Source organism: Rhizobium sp. ZK1 (assembly GCF_047782645.1).
Taxonomy (GTDB): domain Bacteria; phylum Pseudomonadota; class Alphaproteobacteria; order Rhizobiales; family Rhizobiaceae; genus Rhizobium.
Window position 1 is genome coordinate 1,467,850 of record NZ_CP180586.1, and the last position, 22,902, is coordinate 1,490,751.

Here is a 22,902-nt window from a genome sequence, read left to right on the forward strand (position 1 = left end):
CTTTTATGGAACCCTATCGTCCTGCATCGGTTGTCCAGATGTCCATTTTCAGACAATGGGGATCAGAATGAGCAAGACCAATGCAGATGACATCCGCAAGCGAACGGAACGGCAGGTAGAAAACACCAGTGCCGGAGGACATCTTGGCGGGACTTATTTCGGCCAGCAACCGGATGGAAAAACAGCCTCTTCCAGCAATGCCGAGGCGCGGAAGTCCCGTTCGAACGATGGAAGCAACTGATGCAGTGGATGGTTTCGACCATCCTCGCCGGCCGGGAAGCCTATCGCGCTCATCCTAAGGGACTCTACTGCCGCGCTCTGCGGCTTCCCGCCAAATGCGCAAAACCCGCCTGCTGTCAGCCGACGGGTTTTTCATTCCATACGTGTCCGATCAGTGCAGGATCTGGCTGAGGAAGAGTTTGGTGCGTTCGTGCTGAGGATTGTCGAAGAATTCGGCCGGTGAATTCTGCTCGACGATCTGGCCTTGGTCCATGAAGATCACGCGGTTCGCAACCTGACGGGCAAAGCCCATTTCGTGGGTGACGCAGAGCATGGTCATACCTTCTTCGGCAAGGCCTACCATCGTATCCAGCACCTCCTTGATCATTTCCGGATCGAGCGCCGAGGTCGGCTCATCGAACAGCATGATCTTCGGGTTCATGCAGAGTGAGCGGGCAATCGCCACGCGCTGCTGCTGGCCACCCGAAAGCTGGCCCGGATATTTGTTGGCCTGTTCGGGGATCTTGACGCGCTTCAGGAAGTGCATGGCGATGTCTTCCGCCTGCTTCTTCGGCATCTTACGTACCCAGATCGGCGCCAGCGTGCAGTTTTCCAGGATCGTCAGATGCGGGAAGAGGTTGAAGTGCTGGAACACCATGCCGACTTCGCGGCGCACTTCATCGATCTTCTTCAGGTCGTTGGTCAGCTCCGTGCCGTCAACGATGATCTTGCCCTTCTGATGCTCTTCCAGACGGTTGATGCAGCGGATCATCGTCGACTTGCCGGAACCCGAAGGGCCGGCAATGACGATACGCTCGCCGCGCATGACCTTCAGGTTGATGTCGCGAAGAACGTGGAAGTCACCGTACCACTTGTTCATGTTGATGATCTCGACGGCAACGTCGGTCGTCGACACGGTCAATTTCTTAGTTAGGGCTTCTGCTGCCATTGCTTGTTCCTCTTTTTATCGTTTGTGGCCGGTGTCGAGATGACGTTCCATGAATGCTGAATAGCGCGACATGCCGAAGCAGAAAAGCCAGAAGGCGAAGCCGGCGAATATCAGCCCTGTCAGCGGCGTTACCGCGGTTGCCCAGTTCGGATCGACGAAGTTGAGGCGAACGATGCCGAGCAGATCGAACATGCTGATGATTGACACCAGCGAGGTATCCTTGAACATGCCGATGAAAGTGTTGACGATACCCGGGATCACCAGCTTGATCGCCTGCGGCATGATGATCAGCCGCATCTTCTGCCAGTAGCCGAGGCCGAGTGAATCGGCCCCCTCGAACTGGCCCTTCGGAATTGCCTGCAGGCCGCCGCGGATGACCTCGGCCATATAGGCGGAGGCAAAGATCGATACACCCACGATCGCGCGCAAGAGCTTGTCCACCGTCCAGCCGGCCGGCAGGAAAAGCGGCAGCATGACGCTCGCCATGAAGAGAACCGTGATCAGCGGCACGCCGCGCACGACCTCGATGAAGATGATGCAGACCGTGCGGATGACCGGCATCTGCGAGCGTCTTCCGAGTGCCAGAATAATACCGACCGGGAAGGAGACGGCGATGCCAACGAAGGAAAGCACCAGCGTCACCAGCAGCCCGCCCCAGAGCGGCGTCTCGACGATTTCCAGTCCAAAGCCGCCGTAAAGCAGAATGAAGGAGACGATCGGCAGCGCGATGAAGAGCAGGATGGCGTTCAGGCCCTTGCGAGGCGCCGAGGGGATGAGCATCGGGACCAGCAGGAGGACGAAGAGAATGCCGACCAATGTTGGCCGCCAGCGCTCGTCGAGCGGATAACGTCCAAAAATGAACTGGTCGAATTTGGCATTGACGAAGGCCCAGCACGCGCCACTCCAGCCGTCCGGCTGGATGCCGCCCTGGACAGCAGTGGCGCAGAAGGTGCGGTCCGGGCCAGTCCAGACCGCCTGTACGAACAGCCAGTTGATGGCATGCGGCAAGGCCCAGGCGAGGAAGGTCACTGCCAGAAGGGTGAGGACGATATCCTTGGGTGTTGCAAGCAGGTTGCGGCGTATCCAGGCGCCAGCGCCCTTCTCCCCAGATGGCGGCGGCTCCTGCGCCAGCATGGTGGTTCTGACAAAACTATTGCTCATCTTACCTCTCCACCAGGGCCATCTTGGCATTGAACCAGTTCATCAGCAGCGAGGTCACGATGCTGATGGCGAGATAGATGACCATCCAGATGAGAATAACCTCTACCGACTGACCGGTCTGATTCAGCGTCGTGCTGCCGACGGCGACGAGATCGGCAAAACCGATAGCGATTGCCAGTGACGAGTTCTTGGTGAGGTTCAGATACTGACTGCTTAGCGGCGGAATGATGATGCGAAACGCCTGCGGAATGACGACCAGTCGGGTAATTGCCGAAGGATGCAGGCCGAGTGCAGCTGCCGCCTCCGTCTGTCCTTTGGGCACGCCGCGGATACCTGAGCGCACGATCTCGGCTATGAAGGCGGCCGTATAGAAGGAAAGTGCCAGGAAAAGCGACATGAATTCCGGGCCGACCACGGAACCGCCGGTCAGATTAAACTTGCCGGCGACCGGGAAATCAAAAGACAGCGGTGCGCCTGCGAGCAGGAAGGCAACGAGCGGCAGGCCTACGATGAGGCCGATCGAAACCCAGATCGTGTGGAACGGCTGACCTGTCGCTGCCTGACGGCGATGCGCCCACCGTGCGGTGATAACAGTGGCAATGATCGCGACAGCGAAGGCAACGCCGACCAGCCAGAAACCGTCGCCGAAGATCGGCTTGGGGAAGGCGAGGCCGCGATTGTTCAGATATGATCCGAGGGGGAGATGCAAAGAATCACGGGCATTGGGCAGAATAGCCAGAACGCCAGAATACCAGAAGAAGATCACGAGCAACGGCGGAATGTTACGGAAGACTTCCACATAGACCGTGCAGAGCTTGGCAATCAGCCAGTTCCGCGACAGGCGGCCGATGCCGATGACGAAGCCGATTATTGTTGAAGTGATGATGCCGGTGACGGCGATCAGCAGCGTGTTCAGAAGGCCGACGAGAAGTGCACGGCCGTAGGTCGAATCACTCGAATATTGGATCAGCGACTGGCCGACTTCGAAACCAGCGCGGCCGTTCAGAAAGCCGAAACCCGATGCGATGTTGGCGCGTGCAAGGTTGACTGCTGTATTGTGAGCAATCGACCAGACCAACGCGACCAGCAATATAATGGTAAGAGCTTGGAAGAAGATGCCCCGAATTGTCGGGTCATAGAGGGCAGACTGGAAGCTCCAGCCGCTCCTGGTCAAAGAGGATGAATCCGCAACCTGATGCGTCATGCCTGGCCAATTCCCCACGTTATGCGCCCCTTTTCGGAGCTTTTTTATAGGAGGATGAGGAAAGGCGGTTTCCCGCCTTTCCGGCTTTTCGGTTAGCGAACCGGCGGAGCGTACTGAATGCCGCCCTTGTTCCAGAGAGCGTTAAGGCCGCGTGCGATCTTCAGCTGGCTGCCTTGGCCGATGTTCTTTTCGAAGACTTCACCGTAGTTGCCGACGGTCTTGACGATGTTGTAGGCCCAGTCGTTGGTCAGGCCGAGGTCGGTACCGATCTTGGTGTCGGCTTCCACGCCGAGGAAGCGCTTGATATCCGGGTTCGGCGAGTTCTTCATCTCGTCGACATTGGCCTGCGTGATACCGAATTCTTCGGCATTGACCATCGCATAGCCGACCCAGCTGACGATATCGAACCACTGGTCGTCACCCTGGCGGACGGCTGGACCGAGCGGCTCCTTGGAGATGATTTCCGGCAGGATCATGTGTTCGTCGGGATTCTTCAGCGTCAGACGCAGCGAGTAGAGGCCGGACTGGTCGGTCGTGTAGACGTCGCAACGGCCGGAGTCATAGGCGGCGTTGACTTCGTCGAGCTTCTCGAAGACCACTGGATTGTACTGGAGATTGTTGGCCTTGAAATAGTCGGCGAGGTTGAGTTCGGTCGTGGTGCCCGACTGAACGCAGACGGATGCGCCGGAGAGTTCCAGAGCCGACTTCACGTTGAGGCTCTTGCGAACCATGAAGCCCTGGCCGTCATAGTAGTTTACGAAGCGGAAGTTCAGGCCGAGAGCCGTATCACGGTTGATCGTCCAGGTCGTATTGCGGGCGAGCACGTCGACTTCACCGGACTGCAGGGCAGGGAAACGGTTGGCGGCGCTGAGGGGGGTGAACTTCACCTTGTTGGGATCGCCGAAGATCGCAGCGGAAACCGCACGGCAAAAATCGACGTCGAAGCCCGACCAGTTGCCGGAAGCGTCAGGGGCAGCAAAGCCGGCAAGACCGGTGTTGACGCCGCACTGGACAAAACCTTTTGCCTTTACGTCTCCGAGAGTTGTGGCCGAAGCGGCCGAAGCGCCAAGAGCGAAAACTGCTGCGCCGACAGCTGCGGACAGGAGCTTGTACTTCATTTTTCCCAACCTTTTTTCCGTTGTCTTATATTTTATCGTTTTGGGGAGTGGCCGGATTGAATTTGCCCGTGTGCCTCCCCGTTTCCCGCAACCCTCCCGGCGCGAGTGAGTCTATCACAGTCGCAAATATCACTATGGTCAAGTGTCGCGGCCAATAATTGCGGCAAAATTCAGCATTTTGGTAGATTGCGCTGCGTCTCTAGGCACTTGGCTAGAAATTGGGCTTTAGCCTGAGGAAAAAATAGCGCTAAAATCGCGAAATAGAGGCCAATGGCTTTGCAGGGCGAGGCTATCACGTCAAGTTGCAGGGGTTGACCCTGATGACGACGGGGTTCAAGAGTTCGGCCTTTGCATACCCTCGCCAGAAGGCCATTTTCCGCATGAAAGATCTAGACAGTCTCCTGCCGGGTGCCGGCATCAATACCCGTCTTTCCCATATCGGCTATGATCCCAGCGATTATCACGGCTTCGTTAACCCGCCGGTGGTGCGCGCGTCTACGGTGCTCTTTCCCGATGCCAAGTCCATGGAAACGCGCAACAAGAAATACACTTACGGGACCCGCGGCACGCCGACGACCGACGCTCTGGCCGAAGCGATCAATGCGCTCGAAGGCTCGGCCGGCACTGTGCTGGTGCCTTCTGGGCTCGCCGCCGTCACGGTCGCGATCCTCGCCTATGTTGCGGCGGGCGATCACGTTCTGGTCGTCGATTCCGTCTACGGTCCGACGCGCCATTTCTGTGACACGATCCTGAAACGCATAGGGGTCGGGGTCGACTATTTCGATCCGGCGATCGGCCCGGCCATCGAAACGCTCTTCAAGCCGAACACCACGGTCGTGCTGACCGAAGCTCCTGGCTCCAATACTTTTGAGATGCAGGATATCCCGGCAATCGCAGCGGTGGCACACAAGCACGGTGCCGTCGTGCTGATGGACAATACCTGGGCCACACCTCTTTATTTCCGGCCGTTGGATTTCGGCGTCGACGTGTCCATCCATGCCTCGACCAAATATCCATCGGGACATTCCGACATTCTGATGGGAACCATTTCCGCCAATGCGGAGCACTGGCCGAGACTGATCGAGACGCATGGCACGCTTGGCCTTTGCGGTGCGCCTGACGATTCCTATCAGATCCTGCGTGGCCTGCGCACGATGGGCATCCGGCTGGAGCGCCACTATGAAAGCGCATTGGCGATCGCCACATGGCTCGAAAGCCGGGAAGAGGTTGCTCGCGTCCTGCATCCAGCCCTGCCGAGCTTCCCGTCGCACCATATCTGGAAGCGTGACTTCAAGGGTGCCAGCGGCATCTTCTCCTTCGTGTTGAAGGCCAGCGATCCGCAGAAGGTCAAGCCGAAGGCGCATGCCTTCCTCGATGCTCTCACTTATTTCGGGCTCGGCTATTCCTGGGGCGGTTATGAAAGCCTGGCTGTGCTGGTCAATCTTTCCGATCGCAAGATCGCCAAGGCGCCGGCTGAAGGTCCGGTCATTCGCCTGCAGATCGGCCTCGAAGATATCGGTGACCTCAAGGCCGATATCGAACGCGGTTTTGCTGCGGCAAACGCCATATGATCAGTCGATGGGGCAGTAGCCGTAAATCCAGTCAAGATCCGCCGCGAGGCTTTGCGGCGGTTTCAGCGACAGCACGATGTCGCGGCCGAGGCGGATCGGTCCGCTTGCATGATAGGCGAAGCGGTTGAAGGCACCGCGCTGGCGAAGCTTGGCGATGCGCGGCATGCGATGTCGTTCGAAAAGCGAGATGGCTTCGGAAACCGGACGGGTGGCGAGGAAGGCCGCAAGCTCGAAGGCATCCTCGATCGCCATTGCCGCGCCCTGCGCAGCAAAAGGCATCATCGCGTGCGCTGCATCGCCGATCAGCACGGTCTTGCTCCCATCCTGCCATTTGCCCGGCGTCGCTTCGAAAAGCGGCCAGAAGGTGATGTCGCTGCGCCCGCGAAGCAGGCCGGCAATAACAGGATGCCAGCGACGGAAGCGCGACTGCAGAAGCTCCTGCTGAGCCTGTGTCGGCGCGCCCTGCCAGGCCCGCGTGGCAATATTGCCGGCGGTGATCGCCACCATGTTGAAGCCGCCGGTCTCCTTCAGCGGATAGCAGACCATATGCGCCGAGGAGCCGAGCAGGGCCGAGACGCTGGCGCGGTCGAGAAAGCCCGGCGCCTCGGCTTGTGCGATGGTAAAACGGAAGGCAATATTTCCGGAGAATTGCGGGGCAGGGGCGCCCGGTATTGCCTGCCGCAGTTTGGACCAGACGCCGTCGGCGCCGATGATGACGTCGGCCGAACGTCGGCCCTGCGGGAGATCCGATTCGAAACGCGTTCCGAGATGAAGCGTGCAAAGCGGATTGGCGATCACCGCATCCAGAAGAGCCTTTTGAAGCGTCTTGCGATGCAGGACACCATAGGGCGCTCCCCAGCGATGCCTGGCGAAACTCCCGGCAGGAACGGCAGCGAGCTCGCGCAGCGAACTGCCCGAGATCAGCCGGATGGATTGCGGCTCGAGCCAGAGGTTGGCCAGCCCGTCGAGCACACCGAGTTCGGCAAGCACGCGCGATGCATTGGGAGAGATCTGCAGGCCGGCACCTACCTCTGCAAGCTCGGACGCCTGTTCGAAAATATCGGAGCTGATGCCACGCCTTGCGAGCGCCAGTGCGGCTGTCAGGCCCGCAATTCCGGCGCCGATGATGGCGGCATGTTCGACCGGCATGGGGTGTCCGATCTAATGAAGAGGAAAATTACGCTGCCTTCACGTGGAAGACGCAGCCGGGCGGGTTGGTCTGGTTGGACTTCAACGAAGCATTGTAGCGATAGAGGGTCGAGCAGTAGGAGCAGACCTTCTCGTTGTCGTCGCCCATATCGATGAAGATATGCGGATGGTCGAAGGGAGCGGAGGCACCAGTGCACATGAATTCCTTGACGCCGACTTCGATAACGCGGTGACCGCCGTCGTTCTGGAAGTGGGGAATGCTGTGGCCGGCCATGTCTGTCTCCGAATGCTTTGAAATTCTGCGCGGACCTTATAGGCCTTCGAAAGAAAAGTGTAGTGCCAAAGCAAAGCCCCAATGCGAGTTTTTGGCTTCACGCTCAAAGGCCGCTGGACTATGGTCGCGCCAAACAAGGACGGCCCGATGAACCTGAATACGCCTGCATTTTCAAGCTTCACCCATGATGGACTGAAACTCGCTTTCTTCGACGAGGGGGATCACTCCGGCCCGCCGGTGCTGCTGATTCACGGCTTTGCCTCGTCGGCGAGCGTCAACTGGGTTCATCCGGGCTGGCTAAAGACTTTGGGTGACGCCGGCTATCGTGTCATTGCCATCGACAACAGGGGGCATGGCGCCAGCGACAAGCCGCGTGATGCCGAAGCTTACAGGCCATGGTTCATGGCTGGCGACGCGATCGCGCTGCTTGATCATCTGGGTATTTCCGAGGCCAATCTGATGGGCTACTCCATGGGTGCCCGCATCTCCGTCTTTGCGGCACTTGCCCATCCGCACCGCGTCCGCTCGCTGGTGCTCGGTGGCCTCGGTATCGGCATGACCGATGGGGTGGGCGATTGGGACCCGATCGCCGATGCGTTGCTTGCGCCCTCGCTTGCCGACGTCACCCATCAGCGCGGCCAGATGTTCCGTGCTTTTGCCGAGCAGACGAAGAGTGATCGTGAGGCGCTTGCCGCCTGTATCAAGGGTTCGCGTGATCTGGTTGCACGCGCGGACATGGGCAAGATCGATGCGCCCACCTTGATCGGGGTTGGAACGAAAGACGATATTGCCGGTTCTCCCCAGGAGCTTGCGGCGCTGATGCCTGACGCCGAAGCGCTGGATATCCCCGGCCGCGACCACATGCTCGCCGTGGGTGACCGGGTGTTCAAGAAGGCCGTGCTGGAATTCTACGCAAAGGTCGCCGCTGGTTGATGTCGCCGGCAGGTGACATAACGTGATTTCCAAGAAAACGCACTGCACCGGTGTGCCGCGGGCACCCATTTATGTTATCGGCGTTTTCCTCTATATAATCGCATTCCAACGGGAAATGAGGAGGCCGTAAATGGTCGCTAAGACGGATATTCGCACGCTGGACGCAGCCCATCCGCTGAAGGTGATGGACCCTATCTGGGACAGTCTGCGAGAAGAAGCGCGCCTTGCTGCGGAAAGCGATCCGGTGCTGGCAGCCTTCCTCTATTCGACTGTTATCAACCATCGCTCGCTCGAGGAATGCGTCATCCATCGCATCTGTGAGCGCCTCGACCATCCCGATATGCAGGCAAACCTGCTACGCCAGACCTTTGAGGAAATGCTCGAGGACTGGCCGGAATGGAGTTCGATCCTGCGCGTGGATATCCAGGCAGTCTATGATCGCGACCCTGCTTGCCTGCGCTTTATGGAAGCTGTTCTGTACTTCAAGGGCTTCCACGCGCTGCAGACGCATCGGCTGGCGCATTGGCTGCTGAACCGCGGCCGGCGCGACTTCGCGCTGTACCTGCAGAGCCGCTCCTCCAGCGTCTTCCAGACGGACATTAATCCGGCCGCCCGCATCGGCAAGGGCATCTTCCTCGACCACGCGACCGGCCTGGTCGTCGGCGAAACGGCTGTTATCGGCGACAATGTCTCCATCCTCCATGGTGTAACGCTCGGCGGCACTGGCAAGGAAGGGGCTGATCGTCACCCGAAGATCGGTACGGGCGTAATGATCGGCGCCGGCGCCAAGATCCTCGGCAATATCGAGATCGGCTTCTGCTCGCGCGTCGCCGCCGGTTCCGTCGTCCTGAAGCCGGTGCCGCCAAAGACCACGGTGGCGGGCGTGCCTGCTAAGGTCGTCGGTGAAGCCGGTTGCTCCGAGCCTGCACGCGTGATGGATCAGGTTATCGGCGCCGATATCTGAGCCTTCATTGGAAAAATGCGGAAAACTGCCTAGATGCAGGCAGGGGCAGTTTTTGCTACCCGATCTCGCGACCTTTACAGCGCGGCTTTACCTGTGCAAGAAGCGGCCAACCGAGATTGCTCACGGAGATGGAAGAGTGAAGCCTGAAGAAATCAAGAAACTCGACGCCTATTTCAAACGCACGCTGAATCCGCAGATGGTGGTGAAGGCGCGCCCGCGCAAGAACGACTCCGCGGAAGTCTACATTGGCGAAGAATTTCTGGGTGTCATCTACATCGATGACGAGGATGGCGACCGTTCCTACAATTTCTCGATGGCGATTCTCGACGTCGATCTCTGATCGGCCGTCACATCGATCGAAAGCCATGCATCGCCAGCCGATGCATGGCTTTTTTGTTTACGCCGATCGCCAAATACGCTGGGTCGCCAAAATTTCTTATAACCCTATGGTTGTAGTCGCCTGATATATTTTAGCAAAATCAATAAAAGACGAACGTGCCCAAAAATCCGGCTTTTAGCACGGGCAGTGGATGCAACCATTGGATGTTTTGCAATGCACAAGACTACTTGACTCTTTGTGCATTGCAGCTACCCTCTGCTTGCAACAGCCAATTGGAGGATGGGTCATGTTCAATTTCGACGATGCAAACCGGAAGAGCAAGGAAGCTGTGGATTCGATGCTTAAGAGCTATTCCGATACTGCCAAGGGTTTTCAGGCGATCGCCTCCGAGGCGGCCGAATATTCCAAGAAGTCCTTCCAGGATGCCGTCACCCATTTCGAGACGCTGTCGGGCTTAAAGAGTTTCGAGGCGGCTTTCGAATTGCAGACCAATTATGCGAAGTCTTCCTATGAGGCTTTCGTCACCGAGGCGACCAAACTCGGCGAAATGTATGCCGACCTCGCCAAAAATGCTTACAAGCCCTACGAAGCACCGATGGCCGCCGCTGTCGCCAAGGTCTCGAAAGCGACCCCGGTAGCCCCCGCCGCCGCATAAATCTTGTGGCGCATTGGGCGCCACCTATTGAAAATCAAAGACCGGCACCGCATCTGCGGCCGGTCTTTTTTGTTTCCCGAAGCCTGCCCTGGTTTTTACGCAGACTTTTTTGGCCTTTGCGTCAAGTCCTGCGGAATTGTGATTGCAGTCGGAAACAAGGGGCTTAAAATCGCTCTATTATGAACTACCTTAGGGTTTCAGATATTCGTCGGGAAAGCACCCCTCCCATGCTCCCCTGCCGGATTGATTGAGGAATGAATGACAATGATCGCCACACCGATCCGGATGCAAAACGACAGCGAAAGGAACGGGGACAACGGAAATCGAACCTCGGTCATCACGCGCACCAAGCCGAAGACCAAGAAGCCTAATCTCTATCGCGTACTGCTTTTGAATGACGACTACACCCCAATGGAATTCGTCATCCATATCCTGGAGCGTTTTTTTCAGAAGGATCGGGAAAGTGCCACCCGCATCATGCTGCATGTCCATAACCACGGCGTCGGCGAATGCGGAATATTCACATACGAGGTAGCGGAGACCAAGGTGAGCCAGGTGATGGATTTTGCCCGGCAGCATCAGCATCCGCTGCAATGCGTCATGGAAAAGAAGTGAGGAACTGAACGTGCCAACATTTTCGCCTAGTCTTGAGAAGGCGCTCCATCAGGCACTGACCTTTGCCAACGAGCGGCACCATGAATATGCGACGCTCGAGCATCTGCTGCTCGCCCTGATCGACGATGCCGATGCGGCTGCGGTCATGGGTGCCTGCAATGTCGACCTCGACGCGCTCCGCAAAACGCTTCTGGAATATGTCGATAACGAACTCTCCAACCTGGTCACCGGTTATGACGAGGACTCCAAGCCGACGTCAGGCTTCCAGCGAGTCATTCAGCGCGCGGTGATCCATGTCCAGTCTTCCGGCCGCGAGGAAGTGACCGGCGCCAACGTGCTCGTCGCGATCTTCGCCGAGCGCGAGAGCCATGCTGCCTATTTCCTGCAGGAGCAGGAAATGACCCGCTACGACGCCGTCAACTACATCTCCCACGGCATCGGCAAGCGCCCCGGCGTATCCGAAAGCCGTCCACCGCGCGGCGCTGAGGACGAGTCCGAGTCCAAGCCAACCGCACGCGGTAACGAGGAAGAAAGCGGGCCGAAGAAGCAGCAGGATGCACTGAAGGCCTACTGCGTGAACCTCAACGAGAAGGCCAAGGGCGGCAAGATCGACCCGTTGATCGGCCGTAACGCCGAGGTGAACCGGACCATCCAGATCCTGTGCCGTCGCTCCAAGAACAACCCGCTCTATGTCGGTGACCCAGGCGTCGGTAAAACGGCGATTGCCGAAGGCCTTGCCAAGCGCATCGTCGAAGGCAAGGTTCCGGAAGCTCTGGCCGATGCCACGATCTTTTCGCTGGATATGGGCACGCTGCTCGCCGGCACGCGATATCGCGGTGACTTCGAAGAGCGCCTTAAGCAGGTCGTCAAGGAACTGGAAGAATATCCGGGTGCCGTTCTCTTCATCGACGAAATCCACACCGTCATCGGTGCAGGTGCGACGTCGGGTGGGGCCATGGATGCCTCGAACCTCTTGAAGCCGGCCCTGTCTTCGGGTGCGATCCGCTGCATCGGTTCGACTACCTACAAGGAATACCGCCAATTCTTCGAAAAGGATCGGGCTCTGGTCCGCCGCTTCCAGAAGATCGATGTCAATGAGCCGTCGATCGATGATGCGATCGAGATCATGAAGGGCCTGAAGCCCTATTTCGAAGAATACCACCACTTGCGCTATTCGAACGAGGCGATCAAGACCGCTGTCGAGCTCTCGGCTCGCTACATCTCGGACCGCAAGCTGCCGGACAAGGCGATCGATGTCATCGACGAGACGGGTGCGGCCCAGATGTTGCTGCCACCGTCCAGGCGCCGCAAGCTGATCACCGAAAAGGAGATCGAAGCGACGATTGCGACGATGGCCCGCATCCCTGCAAAGACGGTGTCGAAGGACGACGAAGCCGTTCTCGCCAATCTCGAGCAGGAACTGCGCTCGGTCGTCTATGGTCAGGATGTGGCGATCGAAGCCCTGTCCACCTCGATCAAGCTGGCCCGGGCCGGCCTGCGTGAACCGAACAAGCCGATCGGCGCCTATGTCTTCTCTGGTCCCACGGGCGTCGGCAAGACGGAAGTTGCCAAGCAGCTTGCCGCCTCTCTGGGTGTCGAGATGCTGCGCTTCGATATGTCGGAATACATGGAGCGCCATACGGTTTCCCGTCTGCTCGGTGCACCTCCCGGCTATGTCGGCTTCGACCAGGGCGGCCTGTTGACCGATGGCGTTGACCAGCATCCGCATTGCGTGGTGCTGCTGGACGAAATCGAGAAGGCGCATCCGGATATCTACAATATCCTGCTGCAGGTCATGGACCACGGCACGCTGACCGACCATAACGGCAAGAAGATCGACTTCCGCAACGTCATCCTGATCATGACGACCAATGCGGGTGCTTCGGAAATGGCCAAGGCCGCCATTGGCTTCGGTTCGTCCAAGCGCACCGGTGAAGATGAAGAGGCGCTGACCCGCCTGTTCACGCCGGAATTCCGCAACCGTCTCGACGCGATCATCCCGTTCGCGGCGCTGCCGACGGCCGTTATCCATAAGGTCGTACAGAAGTTCATCATGCAACTGGAAGCTCAGCTCTCCGAACGCAACGTCACGTTCGACCTGCACGAGGATGCGATCGCCTGGCTGTCCGAAAAGGGTTACGACGAGAAGATGGGTGCCCGCCCGTTGTCCCGCGTGATCCAGGAAAACATCAAGAAGCCGCTGGCGAACGAAATCCTCTTCGGCAAGCTGAAGAAGGGCGGCGTCGTCAACGTCACCGTCGGTCCCAAGGAAGACGGCAAGCCAGGTCTTATTCTGGAAGCCATTCCGGAAACGGCGCCGATCAAGCCGAAGCCGGAGGCCGAGCTGGTTCATCCGGAAGCGGCTCACGAGGATGATGGCGAGCTGAAGACCAAGCCGGTCAAGAAGACGAAGGCCAAGACCGTGCCGCGGCCTGAACCGGAAGTCCGCGACGCGCCTAAGAAGGGCTCGACCGTTCCGAAAGTTCCTCGAAAGAAATAGGCTTCGGGTGAAATACGCGAAAAGGCCGCTGCGAAGCGGCCTTTTTGCTTGCTGTATATGTCAAGGTTTTGCGTCGTTACGCAAGTTCCGCCTTGATCTTCTCCGCATTGGCTGCGAGCACCGCACCGTCCTCCATCTTGCCGGAATGCGGCTTCAGCGCCACGCCCTCATGCCGCGGGATGACATGGAAATGCAGGTGGAAAACCGTCTGGCCTGCGGCCGGCTCGTTGAACTGGGCGATGAAGACGCCGTCGGCGTCGAAGGCTTCTTTCACCGCATTGGCGACCTTCTGGACGACGGTGATTGTGTGAGAGAGCGAAGCCGGATCGGCGTCGAAGATATTGCGGGAAGGTGCCTTCGGCAGGACCAGAACATGGCCCGGCGCTTGCGGCATCACATCCATGAAGACGACCGTCTCGTCGTCCTCGTAGACGCGATACGACGGGATCTCGCCGCGCAGGATCTTGGCGAAGATGTTGTTGTCCTCATAGGCGGCGCTGGTCATGGCGAAATCTCCTCGTGCTTTCCTTGATCGCGTAGCGCGGCGGAGCCAAGCGCGTCAATCCTCCTGCAGCCGTTCGCCCTTGCGGAAGGGAGTGTGTTCACTCAGCATCTCATTCATGTACTCGACATCCTCCCGCTCGCGCTCGAGATAGTCGGCAACCGCACGGCGCAGTCCCGCATGGGCGATATAGTGGGCCGAATGTGTCGTCACCGGCAGATAGCCGCGCGCAAGCTTATGTTCGCCCTGGGCGCCGGCCTCCACTTTCTTGAGGCCTTTTTCCAGCGCGAAATCGATGGCCTGATGATAGCAGACCTCGAAATGCAGGTAGGGATGATCTTCGATGCAGCCCCAGTGCCGCCCGTAGAGCGTATCGCCGCCGACGAAATTGATGGCGCCTGCCACATAGCGGCCGTCGCGCTTCGCCATGACGAGCAGGATATCGTCGGCCATGCGCTCGCCGATCAGCGAGTAGAATTTGCGCGTCAGATAGGGGCGGCCCCATTTGCGGCCGCCGGTGTCCATGTAGAAGGCGAAGAACTGATCCCAGATGCCTTCGGTCAGGTCTTTTCCGGTCAGCCAGTCGATGGTGATGCCATTTTCAACCGCCGTCCGACGCTCCTTGCGCAATGCCTTGCGCTTGCGGGAGGCAAGCGTTTCCAGGAACTCATCGTGGTCGGCATAGCCTTCATTGATGAAATGGAACTGCTTGTCTGTGCGATGGAGATAGCCATCGGTCTCGAAGACCGGCATCTCGTCCTCTGGCACGAAGGTGATATGGGCCGAGGAAATATCGAGACGGCGCACGACCTCCTTGAGGCTTTCCGCCATGGCATTCTGAACTGGCAGTCTTGTAAATCCTTCGGCCACGAGCAGGCGAGGGCCGGTTGCGGGCGTGAAAGGGATCGAGCATTGCAGCTTCGGGTAATAGCTGCCACCGGCCCGTTCGAAAGCGTCGGCCCAGCCGTGGTCGAAGACATATTCGCCCTGGCTGTGGTTCTTGAGATAGCCGGGCAGGGCACCGACCAGTTCACCCTTGTCCGTTTCCAGAAGCATGTGATGGCCGAGCCAGCCGGTCTGTGCCGTGGCCGAGCCGGATTCTTCCAGCGACGAGAGAAAGGCATGCGAAACGAAGGGGTTATAGGCGATGATATCGCACGCCTTCGATGCTCCCGAAAGCCTGGACCAGCGCTCTGGGGAAATCGCAGTGAATGATCGCTCGATGCGAATGGAAAGTTCGTCTGACGATTCGTCTGTCATGAAGCAAATGCGAAGCCGTTGGGGAGGGAGTGGGCTCCCTCCCAGTCTGCGCACGATCTTGTCGAAAAAGCGAGCGTCAAACCGCCGCGCGTGGATCGAAGCCCTCAAAAGTCATCTGGTCGGCGTTCTCGAAAGTCTGCTTGCGAGCCTCACTGTCGCGCACCGTCCAGGTGATGACCGGAACGCCCTTTTCGCGCTGAGCCGTGATGAACGGGTTCGGCAGGTCCGCATAATAATAGGAGACGAAATCGAGGCCGATTTCCATCGCCTTCTCGTGCTCGGCATAGTCTTCCTCCGTGTTGCCGTTGGCCGTTAGCCCGAGCGGGTAGGGGGTATCAAGCTGTTTCAGGTCCTTCAGCAGCCAATGGTCGAAGCTCATCAGCGCAACCTTGCCTTCATAGCCCTCGAGGACTTCGAGAACGGCTTCGGCAAAGCCCTCGTCGTCGGCTTCGCGGCCCTTGAGCTCCAGCACCAGTGGTACCTTGCCCTGCACGAGGGTGAGAAGCTGCTTCAGCGTCGGCACTTTGTCCTTCGTGCCGCCGACGGCAATCAGACCGAGTTCCTGGGAGGTCCGTTCACGCACGTCGCCCTTGAGGTTGCAGAGGCGTTCCAGATCTTCGTCGTGGAAGACGACCGGCACTGCATCGGAGGCGTAATGCAGGTCGCATTCGATGGCAAAGCCTGCTTCGACGGCACGCGAGAAAGCCGACAGCGTATTTTCCCAGACGACATTGTTGAGGTCATGATAGCCGCGGTGCGCAACCGGCAGCTCTTTGATCCATGAGGCATTCGTCATTATGCGATTTCCATGATAGCATCGATCTCGACTGCGGCATTGAGCGGCAGAGCAGCCATACCGACGGCAGCGCGGGCATGTTTGCCGGCTTCGCCGAGCACGCCGGCGATCAGGTTCGATGCGCCGTTGATGACGAGGTGCTGCTCGACGAAATCAGGTGCAGAGGCAACGAAACCGTTGAGCTTGATGACGCGGCGGATACGGCCGAGATCGCCCCCAAGCGCTGCTTTTGCCTGAGCGAGGATGTTGATGGCGCAAAGTTCTGCAGCACGCTGACCGGCGGCGACGTCGACGGTCTTGCCGAGGTGGCCGGAGATCGCGACTTTGCCGCCTTCCAGCGGCAACTGGCCGGAAATAGTGAGAAGATTGCCGCTGATGACATAGGGGACATAATTGGCGGCAGGTGCGGCAGCTTCGGGCAGGGTTATCCCCATTTCCGACAGGCGCGTGGCGATTTGATCGGACATTTTCGTCTCCGCTTTTGTTGTCAATTCTTCAAAAATTATGCATCAAGACTAGAATCTTTAATGTGACAGTTTCGAGCCTCGACTTGGCTGCCTCTATTTGGCCGAAACGGTTCTTATAACATCGCGGACGAGTCCAACAGGAGTTAATGAATGTTCCGATCGTCACTTGCCGCTCTTCTTCTCGCAAGCGTTTCCGCCAATGTTTCGGCGGCCGCGCCGGCGACGAGCGCTGCGATCGCGACCGGGCTCGTCGCTCACCGCGCCGTCTACGACCTGGAACTGAAGGACGCCTCGGACCGTTCCGGCATCTCCTCCATGTACGGCCGCATGGTCTATGAGTTCGATGGCAATTACTGTGAAGGCTTCACCACGAATTTCCGCTTCGTCACCCAGATCGACACCGGCGACAGCGTGCGTGTCAGCGACCAGCAGACCAAGACCTTCGAAAGCCTGAAGGACGGCAAGTTCACCTTCGATACCAAGTCTTTCACCGACGATCAGCTCGACAAGGAAGTCAACGGCGCGGCTCAGGATAAGCCGGAAGGCGTGAAGGTCGACCTGACGCAGCCAGCCAGCCGTGAACTGCAGCTCGAGGAAAGCCGTTTTCCGACCGAGCACATGCTCGACGTCATCCAGAACGCCAAAGATGGCAAGCGCTTCTTCGAGGCTCGCGTTTTCGACGGCTCCGACGACGGCGACAAATCCCTTGTCACTACGACCATTGTCGGCAAGCAGGAGACCCCTGTCACGGATGAGGCCGATGCCGGCAATGCCGGCCAGTTCGCCAAGTCGTCCTTCTGGCCGGTGACGATCTCTTATTTCAACGAGAACGCTAAATCGGACACGCTGCCGGTCTACCGCATGTCGTTCAAGCTCTATGAGAACGGCATCACGCGCGACTTGACGATGGACTACGGTGATTTCGTCCTGACCGGCAAGCTCGCCAAGCTTGAGCTTCTCGACAAGAAGGCTGCGCCGGCCTGCCACTGAGGCGGCCTTCGCCGCAGGCCTGACCGGTACTGGCAGGCTGAGCCGATCGTCTCCATAATTCGCACGCGGATCCAAGCAGATTTTTTGGCATAAGCCTTGCTTTTACGGCAAATCGAATGTAAGGCCACGCGCATTCCACACGTAAGGCATGGGATCGTCCGGGAGAAATCCGGCTTTTCCGCCCGGTGGCATCTTCAAAGAGGATGCTGTTCGCCTTGCGGAGGTTCAACCGGAAAAGGAGTAACAAGGCATGGCATTGCCTGATTTTTCTATGCGCCAGCTGCTCGAAGCAGGCGTTCACTTCGGTCACCAGACGCACCGCTGGAACCCGAAGATGAAGCCGTACATTTTCGGCGATCGTAACAACATCCACATCATCGACCTGGCCCAGACCGTTCCGATGCTGTCGCGCGCCCTGCAGGTCGTGTCCGACACCGTTGCTCGCGGCGGCCGCGTTCTCTTCGTCGGCACCAAGCGCCAGGCTTCCGAGCTGATCGCTGACTCGGCAAAGCGTTCTGCCCAGTACTACGTCAACTCGCGTTGGCTCGGCGGCATGATGACGAACTGGAAGACGATCTCCAACTCGATCCAGCGCCTGCGCAAGCTCGATGAAATCCTCAGTGCCGAGCAGTCCGGCTACTCCAAGAAGGAGCGCCTGAACCTCGAGCGCGAGCGCGAAAAGCTCGACAAGGCCCTCGGCGGTATCAAGGACATGGGCGGCACGCCGGACCTGATGTTCATCATCGACACCAACAAGGAAAAGATCGCGATCGACGAAGCCAAGCGCCTCGGCATCCCGGTCGTCGCCATCATCGACTCGAACTGCGATCCGGACCTGATCGACTATCCGATCCCGGGCAACGACGACGCCTCGCGCGCCATCGCTCTCTACTGCGACCTGATCGCCCGCGCTGCCATCGACGGTATCGCCCGGCAGCAGAGCGCATCGGGCCGCGACCTCGGCGCTTCGACCGAAGTTCCGGTCGAGCCGGCGCTCGATGAGGCAGCCGACGCCTGATAAAGCGGGCGGAGCAAATCTCCGCTGAAGCTTGTGAAGATTGGGAAAGGCCGCTCGCGACTCTCTGAAGTTCGGCGGCCTTGCTCGTTTCCGGCGGAAGCGCACGCTGCTTTCGCCCCAAGAGTTTTGTTATGATGCGTCTTCATAACGCTGTCATACATACAGGTACATTTCGTGCCTCAATCCGGTGCCGCACCGCGTTCAACGGGCCACCGTATAAACCGACAAGAGGAAGCTTATGACCGAGATTACGGCTGCACTGGTGAAAGAACTGCGCGAAAAGTCTGGCGCAGGCATGATGGACTGCAAGAAGGCGCTGACCGAGACCAACGGCGATATCGAAGCCGCGATCGACTGGCTGCGCGCCAAGGGCATCTCCAAGGCCGACAAGAAGTCCGGCCGTGCCGCCGCTGAAGGCCTGGTCGCTATCGCTGGCGCCGGTCACAAGGCTGTCGTCATCGAGCTCAATTCCGAAACCGACTTCGTTGCCCGTAACGATGCCTTCCAGGACCTCGCACGCGGCGTCGCCGAAGTTGCGCTGTCCACCGACGGCACGGTCGAAGCCATTTCGGCTGCGACCTATCCCGCATCCGGCAAGCCGGTCGCCGACACCATCAAGGAAGCGATCGCAACCATTGGCGAAAACATGACGCTCCGTCGTGCCGCCAAGCTGGAAGTCGAGCACGGTGTGGTGGCAACCTACATCCACAACGCTGCCGGCGACGGCATTGGCAAGCTCGGCGTTCTCGTCGCGCTGAAGTCCGTCGGCGACAAGGCCGTTCTGACCTCGATCGGCCGCCAGGTTGCCATGCATATCGCGGCTACCAACCCGCTGGCGATCCGCGCCGAAGAAGTCGATGCTGCTGTGGCCGAGCGCGAACGCAACGTCTTCATCGAGCAGTCCCGCGAATCCGGCAAGCCGGAAGCCATCATCGAAAAGATGGTGGAAGGCCGCATGCGTAAGTTCTTCGAGGAAGTCGCTCTTCTCTCGCAGTCTTTCGTCATCAACCCGGACTTGACGGTCGGCGCTGCGATCAAGGCAGCCGAGAAGGAAGCCGGCGCGCCGATCGAAATCACCGGCATGGCTCGCCTGCTCCTCGGCGAAGGCGTCGAGAAGGAAGAGACCGACTTCGCAGCCGAAGTTGCTGCTGTCGCCAAGGGCTGATCTTGCTGCCATATTTGGGAAAACCGAAGGGCATCGCGTGACAACGCGATGCCCTTCGTGTATCGGGCAATTGCGGCAATATACGAGGAGCCAACATGACGTCGGAGCCAATCTATAAACGTGTTCTACTCAAGGCTTCCGGAGAAGCCATGATGGGTGCCCAGGGGTTCGGCATCGACGTTGCGGTGGCAGATCGCATCGCGTCCGACATTGCCGAGGCAAGGCACATGGGTGTCGAAGTCGGCGTCGTTATCGGCGGCGGTAACATCTTTCGCGGCGTGGCTGTTGCATCCAAGGGTGGTGATCGTGTCACCGGCGATCACATGGGCATGCTCGGCACCGTTATCAACGCGCTGGCGCTGGCAACGTCGCTGCGCAAGCTGAACATCGATACGGTGGTTCTCTCGGCAATCTCCATGCCGGAAATCTGCGAAAGCTTCTCGCAGCGCGCGACCCTCTATCATCTGTCGCTTGGCAGAGTTGTGATTTTCGCCGGCGGCACTGGAAATCCCTTCTTCACGACCGATTCCGCTGCCGCGCTTCGCGCCGCCGAAATGGGCGCTGAGGCAATCTTCAAGGGCACGCAGGTGGACGGCATCTATACAGCCGATCCAAAGAAGGATCCGGACGCGACCCGTTTCGACCATCTGAGCCATAAGGAGGTTTTGGACAGGGGCCTTGCCGTGATGGATGTCGCAGCCGTTGCGCTGGCGCGAGAAAATTCCATTCCGATCATCGTTTTCTCGATCCACGAGAAGGGGCGTTTCGGTGAAATCTTGACGGGCGGTGGTCTCAAGACCATCGTATCCGACAACTGATAGGGAGCTGCGCCGCTGACGGCGCAAAACTTCTGAGACGGGAGCATAGACATGAGTGAAGGTATCGACATCAAGGAATTGAAGCGCCGTATGGACGGTGCCATTTCCTCGTTCAAGAGCGACATTGCATCGCTGCGCACCGGCCGTGCTTCGGCCAACATTCTCGATCCGGTGACGATTGAAGCCTATGGTTCGCGCATGCCGCTGAACCAGGTTGCGAATATCACGGTGCCCGAGCCGCGCATGCTGACGGTATCCGTCTGGGACAAAAGCATGGTCGGCGCCGTGGACCGTTCGATTCGCGAATCGAATCTCGGCCTGAACCCGATCGTCGATGGTCAGAACCTTCGTATCCCGCTGCCGGAGCTCAACGAAGAGCGCCGCAAGTCGCTCGTCAAGGTGGCGCACGACTATGCCGAAAAGAGCAAGGTTGCGATTCGCCATGTTCGTCGCGATGGCATGGACGGCCTTAAGAAAGCCGAAAAGGATGGCGTAATCGGCCAGGACGAAAGCCGGGCACAGTCGGAACGCGTTCAGAAAATGACGGACGAGACGATTTTGGAAATCGACCGCTTGCTTGGCGAGAAAGAAAAGGAAATCATGCAAGTCTAGTATACTTGCGTCCTCGCCAAGAAAGACCGGACGGAAAATGTCGGAAACCTCATTTTTGACTGCGCCAGAACACGTTGCGATCATCATGGATGGCAACGGCCGTTGGGCAAAGCAGCGCGGCCTGCCGCGGACGATGGGACACCGCAGGGCGGTCGAGACCGTTCGCCAGACCGTGCGCACCGCAGGCGATCTGGGCATCAAGTACCTGACGCTCTTTGCCTTCTCCTCGGAGAACTGGCGCCGCCCGGAGGCCGAGGTCACTGATCTCCTCGGCCTGCTGAAGGCTTTCATTCGCAGCGATCTCGCGGAACTCCATCGGCAGAATGTACGCATCAGGGTGATTGGCGACCGTGTCAATCTGCGCAGCGACATCCTCAAGCTGCTGCTGGAAGCCGAGGAGACGACCAAGGCCAATACGGCACTCACTCTCGTCATCGCCTTCAACTACGGCTCTCGCGACGAGATCGCCCGCGCCATGATGAGCCTTGCCAAGGATGTGGAGGAGGGGCATCTCCGGTCGCAGGATATCACGCCCGCGTTGATCAACGCCCGGCTCGATACGGCCGGTATCCCCGACCCTGATCTCATCATCCGCACCAGCGGCGAGGAGCGGCTTTCCAACTTCCTTTTGTGGCAGGCTGCCTATTCGGAATTCGTTTTCCTGCCGGAATACTGGCCGGATTTTAGCCGTGAGCTCTTTCTTTCAGCGCTCGAGAAATTCGCCTCGCGTGATCGCCGCTTCGGCGGACTGTCCGCGCAGGCTGCAGCAGTGAACACCTGATGAAGCAGGAACTGAAGCTCCGCATCGTTTCAGGCCTGATTCTCGCAATCGTCGTTCTTGCCGCAACCTGGTATGGCGGCCTTATCTTCCGCGTCGTGGCGGCAGCGATCGCTCTTCTGATCTATTACGAATGGTCGACGATAACAGGCATTGCCCGTGACCCGGTCACCAACGTGCTCGGCTGGGTGGGTGAGGGGCTGGTTGCCCTTCTCGTTCTGGCCGGCGCGTTCGAATATGCCCTGGGAATGCTGATTGCCCTGACTGCGGTTGGCATTGCCATGATCTTTCTGCATCGTGCCAGCCGCTGGTTCGCGCCAGGGCTTTTATACGCCGGCGGGACCGGACTGACGCTCGCTGCGATCCGCGGTGATGAGACACTAGGTCTCTATGCGATGCTCTTCATCTTCGCCGTGGTCTGGGCGACCGATATTCTCGCCTATTTCGTCGGCCGCGCGCTCGGTGGCCCAAAGCTTGCGCCGCGCATATCGCCTGGCAAGACCTGGTCGGGGGCGGTCGGCGGGGCCATTTCCGCCGTCATTGCCGGAGCTGTCATTGTACATTTCCTGATTCCGCAAGCCCAGGATCAAGCAGCGGTAATTGCGCTTGTCCTGTCCGTTTTCAGCCAGTCAGGCGATCTTTTCGAGAGCTTCATCAAGCGAAAATTCGGCGTGAAGGACTCAAGCCGTCTCATTCCGGGGCATGGCGGTGTCATGGACCGTGTCGATGGACTGATTTTCGCCTGTTTTTCAGCGTTCTTGCTTGCTGGTCTTTTTTCGCTGATAAAGGGCGGCGGAACGACGTCGCTCGGTGCGGCGTTGTTCGGCCTTTGATCATTACGGCC

The 22,902-nt window shown here is 58.7% G+C and carries 25 protein-coding genes; 15 read left to right on the forward strand and 10 right to left on the reverse strand.

All coding sequences use genetic code 11. From position 1 onward, the window contains the following. The first annotated feature begins 67 nt into the window (after positions 1-67). Positions 68-241 carry a hypothetical protein gene (locus ACK9YZ_RS07630; protein ID WP_216757904.1) on the forward strand — a complete coding sequence of 58 codons (174 nt, stop codon included), beginning with the start codon at positions 68-70 and terminating at the stop codon, positions 239-241. A gap of 150 nt (positions 242-391) precedes the next feature. Here the strand turns inward: ACK9YZ_RS07630 and ACK9YZ_RS07635 are convergent, their stop codons facing one another. The 4 genes from ACK9YZ_RS07635 to ACK9YZ_RS07650 form a co-directional block, all read right to left on the reverse strand. Then, positions 392-1,168 (reverse strand): amino acid ABC transporter ATP-binding protein, encoded by a 777-nt coding sequence (locus ACK9YZ_RS07635; protein WP_216757905.1) that lies wholly within the window; start codon positions 1,166-1,168, stop codon positions 392-394. Positions 1,169-1,183: 15 nt separating this feature from the next. After that, a complete protein-coding gene (locus ACK9YZ_RS07640; protein WP_216757906.1) occupies positions 1,184-2,329 on the reverse strand; it encodes an amino acid ABC transporter permease in 1,146 nt (381 codons plus the stop codon). A 1-nt stretch (position 2,330) separates the two neighbouring features. Further along, positions 2,331-3,533 carry an amino acid ABC transporter permease gene (locus ACK9YZ_RS07645; protein WP_416066171.1) on the reverse strand — a complete coding sequence of 401 codons (1,203 nt, stop codon included), beginning with the start codon at positions 3,531-3,533 and terminating at the stop codon, positions 2,331-2,333. Between the two features lie 92 nt (positions 3,534-3,625). Continuing rightward, a complete protein-coding gene (locus ACK9YZ_RS07650; RefSeq protein ID WP_416066172.1) occupies positions 3,626-4,651 on the reverse strand; it encodes an amino acid ABC transporter substrate-binding protein in 1,026 nt (341 codons plus the stop codon). A gap of 380 nt (positions 4,652-5,031) precedes the next feature. Between ACK9YZ_RS07650 and ACK9YZ_RS07655 the strand changes: the two genes are divergently transcribed. Next, the gene (locus tag ACK9YZ_RS07655; protein ID WP_416066173.1) at positions 5,032-6,222 is read left to right on the forward strand and encodes a cystathionine beta-lyase; all 1,191 of its coding nucleotides are present in this window, start codon (positions 5,032-5,034) and stop codon (positions 6,220-6,222) included. Here ACK9YZ_RS07655 and ACK9YZ_RS07660 read toward each other — a convergent pair whose 3' ends face one another. Both ACK9YZ_RS07660 and ACK9YZ_RS07665 read right to left on the reverse strand, forming a co-directional pair. Then, complete coding sequence (locus ACK9YZ_RS07660; protein ID WP_416066174.1) at positions 6,223-7,371, reverse strand: FAD-dependent monooxygenase; 1,149 nt, start codon at positions 7,369-7,371, stop codon at positions 6,223-6,225. 28 nt (positions 7,372-7,399) lie between these two features. Next, positions 7,400-7,645, reverse strand: a complete 246-nt coding sequence (locus ACK9YZ_RS07665; RefSeq protein ID WP_007827409.1) for a zinc-finger domain-containing protein — start codon at positions 7,643-7,645, stop codon at positions 7,400-7,402. A 147-nt stretch (positions 7,646-7,792) separates the two neighbouring features. Here ACK9YZ_RS07665 and ACK9YZ_RS07670 point away from each other — a divergent pair, with 147 nt between their 5' ends. The 6 genes from ACK9YZ_RS07670 to clpA all read left to right on the forward strand — a co-directional run bounded on the left by ACK9YZ_RS07670 (position 7,793) and on the right by clpA (position 13,652). Then, entirely contained in the window at positions 7,793-8,578 is a 786-nt protein-coding gene (locus tag ACK9YZ_RS07670) for an alpha/beta fold hydrolase (RefSeq protein ID WP_416066175.1), read from the forward strand. Between the two features lie 130 nt (positions 8,579-8,708). Next, positions 8,709-9,542, forward strand: coding sequence for a serine O-acetyltransferase (gene cysE / locus ACK9YZ_RS07675; protein ID WP_216757912.1), 834 nt, complete (start codon positions 8,709-8,711; stop codon positions 9,540-9,542). Positions 9,543-9,678: 136 nt separating this feature from the next. Then, positions 9,679-9,882 (forward strand): DUF3126 family protein, encoded by a 204-nt coding sequence (locus tag ACK9YZ_RS07680; RefSeq protein WP_216757913.1) that lies wholly within the window; start codon positions 9,679-9,681, stop codon positions 9,880-9,882. A 286-nt stretch (positions 9,883-10,168) separates the two neighbouring features. Continuing rightward, positions 10,169-10,537 (forward strand): phasin family protein, encoded by a 369-nt coding sequence (locus ACK9YZ_RS07685; RefSeq protein ID WP_416066176.1) that lies wholly within the window; start codon positions 10,169-10,171, stop codon positions 10,535-10,537. A gap of 264 nt (positions 10,538-10,801) precedes the next feature. Then, a complete protein-coding gene (gene clpS, locus ACK9YZ_RS07690; RefSeq protein WP_216758832.1) occupies positions 10,802-11,152 on the forward strand; it encodes an ATP-dependent Clp protease adapter ClpS in 351 nt (116 codons plus the stop codon). A 10-nt stretch (positions 11,153-11,162) separates the two neighbouring features. Further along, positions 11,163-13,652 (forward strand): ATP-dependent Clp protease ATP-binding subunit ClpA, encoded by a 2,490-nt coding sequence (gene clpA, locus ACK9YZ_RS07695; protein WP_216757915.1) that lies wholly within the window; start codon positions 11,163-11,165, stop codon positions 13,650-13,652. A 76-nt stretch (positions 13,653-13,728) separates the two neighbouring features. Here the strand turns inward: clpA and ACK9YZ_RS07700 are convergent, their stop codons facing one another. The 4 genes from ACK9YZ_RS07700 to ACK9YZ_RS07715 all read right to left on the reverse strand — a co-directional run bounded on the left by ACK9YZ_RS07700 (position 13,729) and on the right by ACK9YZ_RS07715 (position 16,677). After that, complete coding sequence (locus tag ACK9YZ_RS07700) at positions 13,729-14,157, reverse strand: HIT family protein (protein WP_416066177.1); 429 nt, start codon at positions 14,155-14,157, stop codon at positions 13,729-13,731. A gap of 54 nt (positions 14,158-14,211) precedes the next feature. Then, complete coding sequence (locus ACK9YZ_RS07705) at positions 14,212-15,414, reverse strand: GNAT family N-acetyltransferase (RefSeq protein WP_416066178.1); 1,203 nt, start codon at positions 15,412-15,414, stop codon at positions 14,212-14,214. Positions 15,415-15,490: 76 nt separating this feature from the next. After that, positions 15,491-16,210 (reverse strand): glycerophosphodiester phosphodiesterase, encoded by a 720-nt coding sequence (locus ACK9YZ_RS07710; RefSeq protein WP_416066179.1) that lies wholly within the window; start codon positions 16,208-16,210, stop codon positions 15,491-15,493. After that, positions 16,210-16,677, reverse strand: a complete 468-nt coding sequence (locus ACK9YZ_RS07715) for a RidA family protein (protein ID WP_216757919.1) — start codon at positions 16,675-16,677, stop codon at positions 16,210-16,212. The genes ACK9YZ_RS07710 and ACK9YZ_RS07715 overlap by 1 nt, the downstream gene beginning before the upstream one ends. A gap of 150 nt (positions 16,678-16,827) precedes the next feature. Between ACK9YZ_RS07715 and ACK9YZ_RS07720 the strand changes: the two genes are divergently transcribed. From ACK9YZ_RS07720 to ACK9YZ_RS07750, 7 genes are all read left to right on the forward strand, one after another. Then, positions 16,828-17,667: a cell envelope integrity EipB family protein gene (locus ACK9YZ_RS07720; RefSeq protein ID WP_216757920.1), complete on the forward strand. Its 840-nt coding sequence runs from the start codon at positions 16,828-16,830 to the stop codon at positions 17,665-17,667. A gap of 250 nt (positions 17,668-17,917) precedes the next feature. Continuing rightward, a complete protein-coding gene (rpsB, locus tag ACK9YZ_RS07725; protein WP_183729538.1) occupies positions 17,918-18,685 on the forward strand; it encodes a 30S ribosomal protein S2 in 768 nt (255 codons plus the stop codon). Positions 18,686-18,923: 238 nt separating this feature from the next. Beyond that, positions 18,924-19,850 carry a translation elongation factor Ts gene (gene tsf / locus ACK9YZ_RS07730; protein ID WP_183729535.1) on the forward strand — a complete coding sequence of 309 codons (927 nt, stop codon included), beginning with the start codon at positions 18,924-18,926 and terminating at the stop codon, positions 19,848-19,850. Between the two features lie 95 nt (positions 19,851-19,945). Further along, positions 19,946-20,668, forward strand: coding sequence for a UMP kinase (gene pyrH, locus ACK9YZ_RS07735; RefSeq protein ID WP_183729532.1), 723 nt, complete (start codon positions 19,946-19,948; stop codon positions 20,666-20,668). Between the two features lie 51 nt (positions 20,669-20,719). Further along, on the forward strand, positions 20,720-21,280 hold the full coding sequence (gene frr, locus ACK9YZ_RS07740; RefSeq protein ID WP_183729529.1) for a ribosome recycling factor: 561 nt from the start codon (positions 20,720-20,722) through the stop codon (positions 21,278-21,280). 37 nt (positions 21,281-21,317) lie between these two features. After that, complete coding sequence (locus ACK9YZ_RS07745) at positions 21,318-22,061, forward strand: isoprenyl transferase (protein ID WP_183729527.1); 744 nt, start codon at positions 21,318-21,320, stop codon at positions 22,059-22,061. Further along, positions 22,061-22,891, forward strand: a complete 831-nt coding sequence (locus tag ACK9YZ_RS07750) for a phosphatidate cytidylyltransferase (RefSeq protein ID WP_216757922.1) — start codon at positions 22,061-22,063, stop codon at positions 22,889-22,891. Before ACK9YZ_RS07745 ends, ACK9YZ_RS07750 begins: the two co-directional genes overlap by 1 nt. Positions 22,892-22,902 lie beyond the last annotated feature (11 nt).